This is a genomic window from Marinobacter sp. F4218 (assembly GCF_019443085.1).
GTDB lineage: Bacteria > Pseudomonadota > Gammaproteobacteria > Pseudomonadales > Oleiphilaceae > Marinobacter > Marinobacter albus.
The window spans coordinates 152,604-163,863 of sequence record NZ_JAHZIL010000002.1 but is presented as its reverse complement, the minus strand read 5'-3'; the positions used below and the strand labels follow the sequence as shown (position 1 = coordinate 163,863).

Below are 11,260 nucleotides of genomic sequence, written 5' to 3'. Positions count from 1 at the left end.
GGTTACGGACTCCGGCTCAGATGTCCTTCAAGGTGCCTTTCGGCAGAGCAGCGGCAACGGCTACTTTCTGCACCTTGATTTCTACGTTGTCGGCGATCTCTACCACGATGAAATCGTCGGTTACCTTGGTGATTTTGCCGGCAACACCACCGGACGTAACAATTTCATCACCCTTGTTCAGGCCGGACATCAGTGCCTTGTGCTCTTTGGCACGCTTTGACTGCGGACGCCAGATCAGGAAATAGAAAATCAGGATGAAGCCGGCGAAGAAAATCACCTGACCCATGACACCCATACCCTGCGCTCCCGGGTCCTGGGCCATGGCCAGTGCAGGCATAAGTGCCAGAAGGCCGGCTACGAGCAATTTGATTGATTTCATTGAGTATCTCCGTTGGTTTTTAAGAAATTCAGTCGGCACCGAGCGGCGGCACTGTTTCGCCGCGCAGTGCATAGAAGTCGGTTACAAAGTCGGACAATGTACCTGCTTCAATGGCCCCACGCAATCCAGCCATGAGGTTCTGATAGAACCTCAGGTTATGAATCGTATTCAACTGCGATCCGAGCATTTCTCCACACTTATCCAAATGATAGAGATAACTCCTAGAAAAGTTCTTACAGGTATAGCAGTCACAGCACTCGTCCAACGGGGCCGTGTCGTGACGATGCCGGGCATTGCGGATCTTGACGATCCCAGTGGAGGTGAACAGGTAACCGTTCCGGGCGTTCCGGGTCGGCATGACGCAATCGAACATGTCCACGCCCCGACGAACCGCTTCGACCAGGTCTTCCGGCCGTCCAACACCCATCAGGTAGCGAGGTTTGTCCTCTGGCATTTTCGGCGGAAGATGATCCAGAATCCGGATCATGTCTTCTTTCGGCTCCCCGACAGACAGACCACCAATGGCATAACCGTCAAAGCCGATATTGGTCAACCCCTCCAGGGACTGGTCGCGCAGGCCCTCGTACATGCCACCCTGAACAATACCAAACAACGCCGCCGGGTTCCCCTCATGGGCCAGCTTGCTGCGCTCGGCCCAGCGCAGGGAAAGCTCCATCGAGTCCTTGGCCTGGCGTTCGGTCGCCGGGTAAGGCGTGCATTCGTCGAAGATCATCACGATGTCGGAGCCAAGGTCACGCTGGACCTGAATGGCAATTTCCGGTGACAGCTTTACCGACGAACCATCAACCGGTGACCGGAAAGTCACCCCTTCTTCCGTAATTTTCCGCATGTCGCCAAGACTGAACACCTGGAAACCACCGGAATCGGTGAGGATGGGACCGTTCCATTGGGTAAAATCGTGAAGGTCACCGTGGGCCTTGATTACCTCTGTCCCGGGACGCAGCATCAGGTGAAACGTGTTACCGAGAATGATTTCGGCGCCGATTTCGTGGATGTCCCGGGGCAGCATGCCCTTCACCGTGCCATAGGTGCCTACCGGCATAAACGCTGGAGTCTCGACCGTGCCACGGGGAAAAGTAAGCCGGCCACGACGCGCCCGGCCATCTTCTCCAAGCTTTTCAAAGGACATGAAACAGGACTGGCTCAAAGTGACTCCCCGGTATTATCTGAGGTTGAATTGTAGGTGGTGTCGGAAGCACCGAGCAGCATACCCCGGCTTGGCTCCTGACAGGTGATAAACATGGCATCGCCATAGCTGAAGAAACGGTACCGCTCCCCGACAGCCTCTGCATAGGCATCCATAACATTACGGAAACCGGCAAAGGCACTGACCAGCATGATCAGGGTCGATTCGGGCAAATGGAAATTGGTCACGAGGACATCCACGGTCTGGAACCGGTAACCCGGACTGATGAAGATATCAGTTTCACCCTGGAACGCCCGCAGACGCCCTCCCCGGCTGGCCGACTCAAGGGAGCGGACGGACGTTGTTCCCACCGCAACGACCCGGCCACCCCGGGCCCTCGTCCGCTCTACAGCGTTCACAGTTGCCTGGGGAACCTGGACCACTTCGCTGTGCATCACATGATCATCAATCCGGTCCACACGCACGGGCTGAAAGGTACCTGCACCCACATGCAGCGTGACAAACGCAGTCTCAATCCCCTTGGCGCGAATCGTTTCAAGCAGCGCGTCATCGAAATGCAGGCCGGCCGTGGGTGCCGCAACGGCGCCTGCCTCCCGGGCATAGACGGTCTGGTAGCGTTCACGATCCGTGGATTCGTCCGGACGATCGACGTACGGCGGCAGCGGCATGTGACCGATGCGTTCGAGGACCTCAAGCACGGACTCCGACGTCTCGCAGACGAGCTGGAACAGTGCCTCGTTACGACCGACCATACGCATGAAGGTGCCGTCCTCAAGGATCACCGCCTGGCCTTCCTTCAGCGCCTTGGAAGCGCGCACATGCGCAATGATCTCGTGGTCGCCGGTGACCCGTTCGACGAGTATTTCGACCTGCCCGCCGGTTTCTTTCTTTCCGAACAGGCGCGCCGGGATCACCCGGGTGTCGTTGAACACCAGCAGGTCACCCGGTTGAAGCAGCTCGGGCAGGTCGGTGAACTGCCTGTGTGCAGTCTCACCGGACAATCCGTCCAAGCATAACAGGCGTGACGCAGTGCGCTCCCTGAGCGGATACCGGGCGATCAGCTCGTCCGGCAAATCAAAGTGGAAATCAGAGACGTTCATAGAAAGGAATGTCGAGGCGCGACAGCAGTTGTGAAAAAGAATGCGGAATTTACCACGGAATGCGTCTCGCCTGAACAACCAGAACGTTTATTCTGGTTTCGGACTGCGTCCCGCGGTGCCGATATACAGGTAATTGCTGCGCAAATTCCGGTACGAGCCCGGCGGCGTGATGTTCTGCACGGAGATCACCAACCCGGGCTTGCTGGCGGAAGTGAACCGGGTTGCCAGCCCGAGGTAGTTACCATCTCGTTCCCGGGTAACGGTTTCCTTCTGCCAGTCACTTCCCACACATTCCTCAACAAAAGCCAGGCTGTTCTGATACCTTTGCTCGGCAACCTCCTCCACGGGCGTATTGGCGGAACAGACGTACGCACTGTCGCCACCCGCCCACAACCAGACCTCGCAATGCCCTTTCACCAACTCCTCCCTGGCCCTGAACAGCGTGAACGAGTCAAAATCATTGCGCGCCCCCCGATAACTCGCAAAGCCGTTATCAAAATCCGCAATGATTGATTGCAGGCTTTCACACGGATCGGAAACCCCCAGAGATAAACGCGAATCGCTTGCACAACCGGTCATACCCAATGACACGGTAACGTATAGCCATCTTGGGAGAATCGCGTTCATTTTTGCTCCGCCGCATGGGGCAGGGTTTTCCTCAGCGCTTTCACGACAACCTTGCCAAAATCCCTGGCCGCCGCATCGAGGGAATCGGGATTAACCGTGTTTGAATAAAGCTGCCAGACGGGATTGCCGGAAACCGAATCGAAGAGCGTGGATTTCAGTACGTAGTTTGTGGTTTCTTCAAAGGACGGTGGCACCACCGTGGTGTCCATGTAAGTGGTGGATGCCAGCGGACCGATTGAAGTGACGATCGGCTGATAAACCACCTGCTCAGGCACGTAACGGGATTCACGGTTCTTCCGGATCAGCGAAACCACCAGAACACCGTCGTACCCACCCTCTCTCGCATCCTCCGCGACCAGTTTCTGAAGTTCGCTGGGGTTCTCCCAGGGGACGGCGGCATTCGGCTCCTGGAACCGGCTGGCCTCAAACTCACTCTTATTCATCTCTGCCACCAACTCGGACTCGACCGCGGCTCGAACCCGCTCCTTTTGGGTGACCGCAAACACAAGAATCCGCTTGTAGGTCTTATCGACTTCGGGGACGGCTTCTATGCGCTGAACCTCGGTGATTGAACCGGCGCAACCCGCCAAAAGCGCGACAATAAAAAGGTAGGCAATTTTCAACATGTCGGTCCCTCTCAAGTGTTCGCTGCTTTCCCTACAACACACGTCTGTTAAAGATAGATCAATTCAAAAGCTACGCAATTGATTTTACGATCCAAAACCGACGATGAGAGTGCTGACAGAGGAAAAATCGGGGCAGAGGCAACCCATTCGAAGAGCACAACAATACTGGGACTGGAGCACAACAGGCTCGAGAGGTCCGGGGGTTCCCGGAGAATGGTAGCGGCGGGCGGACTCGAACCGCCACGGGTTTTACCCCAACGGATTTTGAATCCGTCGTGTCTACCAATTTCACCACGCCGCCATCAAAGAGAGAGGCGATTATACTGAGCTCGCTCGCGAAATCAATAACGCCAGCGGACAGATCCGCCCACTGGTTCAATTATTTACAGTCTGTCGAACAGGGACAGCCGGGAAACCTGAGCGAAGGACTGCTGGGCCGCTTGCAGGACAAAGCTCTGGAAGCTCAGGTTGCTGATGGCCTCAGCGTAGTCCACATCCTGCAGCTCTGACCGGATCTGGTTGGTGTACACTGACGAATCCTCAAGAAAATTCTTGGTCGACTCCACCGCATTCATCCGCCCACCGAGTTCCGTTTGCTTGAGGACGATACTTTCCTGCGCGTTATCAAGATTGTTCAGGGAATCGGCAATTAATGTATCAAACTGGGCGGCGCTCTTGGCCGTGTCCTTGCCCAGCGAGTCCAGGCCGGCAATCAGGTTCTCAATGGTCTTGAAGACCGATTGTTTGTCACTGATGGCAAGCGTGAATTCATCACCGGCAGCCGCATCGCTCACCGTAACGCTGATACCGGCCACCTCGAATTCCTCACCGATGACGGCGGGCGACGGAGTTGTTGCCAACACGGTTGCAGGCACGGTATTCCGGTTTTCGGCGATGACTTCCCCCGCCCCGTTGACCGTCAGCTGGATGTCATTGGGGACGGCCCCACCGAACGCGTTCTGCAGGGCATCGCCGTCCGCCAACTCAACACCCGAAATGTATGAGCCCGGGCTATTGCCAGCCGCCTCTACGCCGGTGATGGCCTTCGGCACGGTTACGAAAATCCCCTTACCGTGATCGCTGATCGGCACCGTGACACCGTCATCAATTTCCAGAACACGCTGACCCTCATCACCCTGATACTGCCAGCTGCCATCCGCAGCCTGGACAAATGCCTGCTTTGTGCCTTGAAAACCACTGAAAATGTACTCGCCGGAAGGGTCGCGGGTGTTCGCGACATCGGCCAACTGATCCAGACGCTCCTTGAGCTCAGAGGAAATGGACTGACGGTCATTTGCAGAGAGCGAGCCATTGCCCGCCTGGACGGTCAGCTCCCGCACCCGCTGAATGATATCGATGGAACTTTCCAGCGTGCTCTCTTCCTGGTTCAACCGGTTGTCCGCGAGGTTTACGTTGCGCTGATAGGTTTCTACCCGCGACAGCTCCTGATCAAGCTTCAGAATCCTGGCTGCCGCCACAGGATCATCCGACGGTTGGTTGACCCGTTTTCCGGTGGAGATCTGCTGTTGAGTGTTGTTCAGGCTGCTGTTCAGCTCCTGAAGGCGACTGATCCCGCCGGAAAAAATCTGCTGTGATGAAATTCGCATCATCTCACGTCACCTCACGCTGCCTTAAAGACCGTTACCCGTTCCATTACCGGAAACTCTGTAACAGCGTATTGAACAAATCCTGCGCCACCGACATCACCTGTGCGGACGCGTTGTAGGCGGCCTGGTACTGGATCAGCCTGCCCGCTTCTTCGTCCAGATTGACGCCAGACACGGATTCCCGCTGATTGGTCGACTGCTCCAGGAGAGTCTTGCCGGCATCCATGTCGAGCTGGCTCTGGCGCGTTTTAACGCCAATATCCTCCACCAGGCCCGCATAACCTTCGGCAAAACTCTGGCTGCCGTTGTTCAGGGTGTTGGCGGTTCCAAGGGCCGCCAGAAACTCAGCATTTCGGTTGTCGGATACACCATTGCTGTTATACCCGATCACGAAGCTGTCACCGGGCGCGGGTTCACCGTTGACCTCAAACTGGAAACCCCGGTACCCGGGATCGGACGGGTCCTCCGGGAAGAGTTTGTTCGACACACCGGGGGTAAAAGTGTTCACCGGAGGAACGGCGCTCGCATCGCCCGCTTCCAGAATGGCGCCACTGGAGGCGTCGTAGACGTCATAAACCAGGGTTCCGCCGTCATCCCGAAACCGGATTTCCAGCGGGGGCGACAACTGGCCTTGCTGGGAAAACGCCGGCAACACCGAACTGGTGAAAGGGTTCCGCACGTTGAGCATGGTGCCCTGATCAATCGCACCGGTGCCTATGTTCTGGTCGCCGGCCTCGGCCCGGATCGGACTCGCGAAGGCCAGATCCTCCTCCCGGGCAACTTCAAGGCCAATGCTTTCTGCCGCGTTCCTGGTGGGCTGGATCAGGTACTTGTCACCGGGATTGAACGTGCCCCCTTCGACGCGGATATTAAAGCCAGGCATGGAGATCTCGGATTGCACCGGGTCCGGCAAGCGGCCCTGATTGACGGTCTCCCCGGTGGCCTTGTCGATCAATTCAAAACTGCGACCATCACCACTGAACTGCAGCGTGTAGGTTCCGGCTGCCAGCGCCGCGCTGTCAGTGATCTCCACCGCCAACCGTCCGGTCTGGGGAGACTGATTGTTGGCATTGGCGACGACCCGGCTGCGCTGGGCCTCCAGCGAGTTGATGTCGGTGAAGAACAGGCCACCGAGATCGCCCTCCAGATCCATGCCGATTTCATGCTGATGGTTCATCGTGGCCGACAGGGCGATGGCAATTCGCCCCAGCTCGTCGAACGCCGGTTTCAGCGCTTCATTATCGAACCGGCGCAGGCCGCCAAGTTTGCCGCCGGTGATCTGCTCATCAATATTGAGGGTGCGACCACCGTTGGAGAGCGTGAATGACAGCCTTGTCGGGTCCTCGGCACTTTCCTCGGTCCCGAACTGGGCGGCGTTGCTGCCGACCACCAAAGACAGGCCATTAGTCAGCGAAACATTGACCTGACTGCCCTCACCCTCGGTGACTTTGATGTTTACCAGCTCCGAAAGCTGCCTGAGTTTCTCGTCGCGCTTATCGAGCAGTTCATTGGGCATCTGGCCCTGTGCGATGCCGGGTGATTCCGAAATGGCAAGGTTCAGTTCGGCAATGCTTTTGAGCAGGGTGTTGGCATCCTTGACCCCCTGTTCCATCTGGGTTTTGACCGATTCCCGCTGCTGAATGAACTCCTGATTCAGTGCCTGGAACCGATTGACGATTTGCTGGGCCTCGCTGAGCACCAACTGGCGTTGCGGGAGCGAAGTCGGATCTTCCGCGGCGTTCTGAAGGGCGGCAAAAAAGTTGTTCAGTGCATTGCTCAGACCCGTGGACTCGCCACCGAGCAGGTTGTCCAGCCTTGTCAGCTCAGAGTTCAGGGTTTCCTGCTCACTGAACAGGGTACTGTCCTCCCTGACCTGCTGGACCAGGTATTCATCCGCCAAACGACGGATATCAGAGATACTGACGCCGCTGCCAATGGTGCCTGCTCCGGTTCGCTGGCCTTCCAGGGTCTCAAAAAGTACTTCCTGGCGGCTATAGCCCGGCGTATTCGCGTTGGTGATGTTGTTGCCGGTAGTATTCAGAGCCGACTGATGGCTCAGGATGCCGGTCAGGCCAATGCCGATAAGTCCCGCCATATCAGTTACTCCTTCATCCCTTCACTGCCCATGGACAGCGTCATCAGTGAATCACGGCTCATAATCCGTCGGATCTTTTCACCGTAGTTGGGGTCGGTTGCGTAACCGGCTTCCTGAAGCTTGTCTGCAAACAGATCAGGCTGATCCGCGACCGAGAGCACGTCCCGGTAGCGGGGGTTGGACTCAAGGAAAGACACGTAGTCACGGAAACTCGCTTCGTAATCCGCGTACGCCCTGAAATCCGCCTGCTCTTTCAGCGGCAGCCCCTCACGATATTCCGTGGTGGTGATCGTTACCGCATCGCCCTGCCAGCGGCTGTCGGCCTTGATGCCAAACAGGTTGAAACTCGGCCTGCTGTTCTCGCCCCTGATCATGTGTCGCCCCCACCCGGTTTCCAGCGCGGCCTGGGCGACCATCAGCTTCGGATCGATTCCGGAATCACGGGCGATGCGCTCGGCCACCGGGAGGAGTTCACGGACAAAGTGCTCCGGAGAATCGAACCGCTCGGGCAACGCCCCGGCATCGGTCGCCGATTCCGGTTTGGCATTCCGGACAACCGTCTCAACCTTCTCGAGCTGCTCCGGCAGGCGTGTGGACAGAGCCGGCAGACTGCGATCGTAATCGGCGAGACTCGCCCTGTGTCCGGCAAGCTTGCCGCCCCGATTATCCAGACCCGGAACCTGCTGACCCAGTTGACGCACCAGTGCTTCGGCAAGTCCGGTTCCCTGCCCCTTCGCCATGGTCAGGCTCAACTGGCTGTCAAACATGTCCCGGTAAAATTCGGATTGGCTGCTATTGAGGTAATTCCCCTCGGCAAAGACGTCTCCGGCCTTGCGCATGGATTTCAGCATTTCGGACAGAAACAGGCTTTCAAACTGGCGCGCCACTTCCTCAAGTGCGGCCCGCTTGTCGGTACGGGCCTGGGATTTCAGGGCATTCAATCCACTGAAATCGGTATAAACCTGAGCCTGTTTAACCTGATAGTCCTGCATCACGACACCTAGATCACAATCAGCTCGGCGCGCAGGGCGCCGGCCTGTTTGAGCGCTTCGAGCACCGCCATGACGTCACCCGGTGCCGCCCCGACCTGGTTTACTGCCTGGACGATGTCGTTCAGCGTGACCGCCGGTCCGAACTTGAACATCCGCGCCGGCTCCTCGGTAATGGCAATCTGGCTATCCTGCTCAAGCGCCGTTTCGCCCTCGGCAAACGGATTGGGCTGGACGACGTTCGGATTCTCCTGAATGGTGACCGTCAGGTTGCCATGGGTTACTGCGGCCGGGCTGACCTGAACGTTCTGGCCGACAACAATGGTGCCGGTCCGGCTGTTGATAACAACCTTGGCCGCATCCTGTGCCGGATCGACGTTAATGTTCTCGAGGATCGAGAGGAAGCTCACGCGCTGGGACGGGTCCCTCGGGGCACGGACCGAAATGGACGTGGCGTCATGGGCATACGCCATGTCCGGACCAAGGTGGCCATTGACGGCCTCCACCACCCGACGGGCCGTGGTGAAGTCCGGACGCAGCAGATGGAACGTGATGGTATCGCCCTTGGAGAACGGTGAGACCACCTCTCGCTCGATGGTCGCACCGTTTGGAATACGGCCCACGCTGGGAACATTCACGGTGATACGTGAACCGTCCTGTCCCTGGGCACCAAAACCACCAACCACAAGGCTACCCTGGGCGATGGCGTAGATATTGTCGTCGGCGCCTTTCAGCGGTGTCATCAGCAGTGTGCCACCGCGCAGGCTATCGGCGTTGCCGATGGACGAGACGGTAATGTCCAGCTCCTGCCCGGGCTTGGCGAAGGGCGGCAGAGTCGCACTGACGGTAACCGCAGCCACGTTTGCCAGATTGGGATTCACGCCCTCGGGGAGAGTAACGCCAAACTGGTTCATCATGTTCCGGAAGGTCTGATTGGTGAAGGGTGCTTTGTCACCGGTACCATCAAGCCCCACCACCAGGCCATAACCCACCAGCTGGTTGTTACGCACACCCTTGATGCGGGCCAGATCCTTCAGGCGATCCGCCAGTACCGGCCCGGCAAAGAGGGACAGCATCAACGTGGCAGCCAGGACTTTTTTCAGGTTCATAAGGGCCACCACTCACTGTTGAAGAAGCGGGCCAGCCAGCCCATCTGGTTCGCCTGGTCGAAATCGCCGGTGCCGCCATAGGCGATTCGCGCGTCCGCGATCCGCGTTGACGCAACCGTGTTGTCCGGCTGGATGTCTTCCGGCCGCACCAGCCCGGTCAGGCGGATGTATTCGTCTCCGTTGGTCAGGGACAGCCACTTTTCACCGCGGATACGAAGCACACCGTTCGGCAGAACCTCGGTAACGGTAACGGTGATGTTACCCGCCAGGCTGTTGCTCTGGTCGGCTTCTGCCGCGCCCTCGAAGTCCCGCTCGTGATTCAGTGCGGTGTCCAGCCCGATATTGCTCTTACCGAAGATGGTCGGCTCCGGTAGGCGAATCTCGTTTTCCTTGCTGATGCTGGTTTCGGCGTTCTTGCTCGCCCGGGTCGATTCCTCAAGCGTGATCGTCAGCACGTCGCCGACGTTCAGCGCCGTGGTATCGCCATAGAAATTGTAGTTCCGGGAGCTCTGGAAAATTGCGCCGGACTCCGGATCCCGCTGCATCATTGCCTGCGCACGAACCGGCGCGAACTCGGGATCGTCCGGCACTGCCCGGGGCCGGCTCATGGCCGTACACCCCTGCAGCACAATCAGCGCACCGACCAGGGTCAGTGTCGGTGCCCCTTTGAACATGCGGGTTGGAATGATGCGTTTCATGGCTTAACCGATATTGTTGGTAATGAACTGCAGCATCTGGTCCGTGGTGGACACCACCTTCGAGTTCATCTCGTAGGCGCGCTGGGTCGTGATCATATTCACCAGCTCTTCCACCACTTCCACGTTGGAGGCCTCTATGGAGCCCTGCTCGATGGTGCCAAGCCCGGCGAGTCCCGGCTCACCCTCGGCGGGATCGCCGCTGGCATTGGTCGCCTTGAACAGGTTGTTGCCGATCGCCTGGAGCCCTTGCGGGTTTATGAAGTCCACCAACGTGATCTGCCCAAGGTTGACGGGAGTAGACTGGTCGTCGGTCACGGCGGTTACCGTACCGTCCTTGCCGATCGTAATGTTGGTGGCGTTCTCCGGGACCGTTATGGCAGGCTCCAGCGCGTAGCCGTCCGGGTTCACGACATCGCCGTTGGCATTGAGCTGGAACTGGCCGTCCCGAGTGTAGGCGACCTGTCCGTCCGGCAACTGCACCTGCAGAAAGCCACGCCCATTCACCGCCATGTCCAGGGGCTGCTCGGTGACCTGAAGGTTGCCCTGTGAAAACTGTTTTGCCGTTCCGACGACCCGAACACCGGTGCCTAACTGAAGACCGGAGGGCAACTCGGAATTCTGGGAGCTCAGGCCGCCGGGTTGGCGATTGATCTGGTACAGCAGATCCTGGAAGACCGCCCGGTCCCGTTTGAAGCCAGTGGTGTTCACGTTTGCCAGGTTGTTGGAAATGGTGGACATGTTGGTGTCCTGTGCGCTCAACCCGGTTTTGCTGACCCAAAGTGCTGGATGCATGACTCTTACTCCTTGCCGGGGGATGATTGGGCGGCCATTTTTTGCCGCTTTCAGCCCGTCAGGCCAATGT

At 58.0% G+C, this 11,260-nt stretch carries 11 protein-coding genes and 1 tRNA gene; all 12 read right to left on the bottom strand.

Features of this window, described 5'->3' with window-relative positions; translation table 11 throughout:
- Window positions 1–16 precede the first annotated feature (16 nt).
- Entirely contained in the window at window positions 17–322 is a 306-nt protein-coding gene (yajC, locus tag K0B93_RS01165) for a preprotein translocase subunit YajC (protein WP_228743231.1), read from the bottom strand.
- Between the two features lie 85 nt (window positions 323–407).
- A complete protein-coding gene (gene tgt, locus K0B93_RS01160; RefSeq protein WP_219865929.1) occupies window positions 408–1,529 on the bottom strand; it encodes a tRNA guanosine(34) transglycosylase Tgt in 1,122 nt (373 codons plus the stop codon).
- A 14-nt stretch (window positions 1,530–1,543) separates the two neighbouring features.
- Window positions 1,544–2,647: a tRNA preQ1(34) S-adenosylmethionine ribosyltransferase-isomerase QueA gene (queA, locus tag K0B93_RS01155; RefSeq protein ID WP_219865439.1), complete on the bottom strand. Its 1,104-nt coding sequence runs from the start codon at window positions 2,645–2,647 to the stop codon at window positions 1,544–1,546.
- Window positions 2,648–2,734: 87 nt separating this feature from the next.
- Entirely contained in the window at window positions 2,735–3,274 is a 540-nt protein-coding gene (locus K0B93_RS01150; protein ID WP_219865438.1) for a hypothetical protein, read from the bottom strand.
- The gene (locus K0B93_RS01145) at window positions 3,271–3,900 is read right to left on the bottom strand and encodes a hypothetical protein (RefSeq protein ID WP_219865437.1); all 630 of its coding nucleotides are present in this window, start codon (window positions 3,898–3,900) and stop codon (window positions 3,271–3,273) included. Before K0B93_RS01145 ends, K0B93_RS01150 begins: the two co-directional genes overlap by 4 nt.
- A 214-nt stretch (window positions 3,901–4,114) precedes the next feature.
- Window positions 4,115–4,201, bottom strand: a tRNA-Leu gene (locus K0B93_RS01140).
- A gap of 82 nt (window positions 4,202–4,283) precedes the next feature.
- On the bottom strand, window positions 4,284–5,510 hold the full coding sequence (flgL, locus tag K0B93_RS01135; protein WP_219865436.1) for a flagellar hook-associated protein FlgL: 1,227 nt from the start codon (window positions 5,508–5,510) through the stop codon (window positions 4,284–4,286).
- Window positions 5,511–5,553: 43 nt separating this feature from the next.
- Window positions 5,554–7,602, bottom strand: coding sequence for a flagellar hook-associated protein FlgK (gene flgK, locus K0B93_RS01130; protein ID WP_219865435.1), 2,049 nt, complete (start codon window positions 7,600–7,602; stop codon window positions 5,554–5,556).
- A 5-nt stretch (window positions 7,603–7,607) separates the two neighbouring features.
- Entirely contained in the window at window positions 7,608–8,594 is a 987-nt protein-coding gene (flgJ, locus tag K0B93_RS01125; RefSeq protein ID WP_219865434.1) for a flagellar assembly peptidoglycan hydrolase FlgJ, read from the bottom strand.
- An 8-nt stretch (window positions 8,595–8,602) separates the two neighbouring features.
- Window positions 8,603–9,700 carry a flagellar basal body P-ring protein FlgI gene (locus K0B93_RS01120; protein ID WP_219865433.1) on the bottom strand — a complete coding sequence of 366 codons (1,098 nt, stop codon included), beginning with the start codon at window positions 9,698–9,700 and terminating at the stop codon, window positions 8,603–8,605.
- Window positions 9,697–10,398 carry a flagellar basal body L-ring protein FlgH gene (gene flgH / locus K0B93_RS01115; RefSeq protein WP_219865432.1) on the bottom strand — a complete coding sequence of 234 codons (702 nt, stop codon included), beginning with the start codon at window positions 10,396–10,398 and terminating at the stop codon, window positions 9,697–9,699. Before flgH ends, K0B93_RS01120 begins: the two co-directional genes overlap by 4 nt.
- Before the next feature lie 3 nt (window positions 10,399–10,401).
- Complete coding sequence (gene flgG, locus K0B93_RS01110; RefSeq protein ID WP_219865431.1) at window positions 10,402–11,190, bottom strand: flagellar basal-body rod protein FlgG; 789 nt, start codon at window positions 11,188–11,190, stop codon at window positions 10,402–10,404.
- Window positions 11,191–11,260 lie beyond the last annotated feature (70 nt).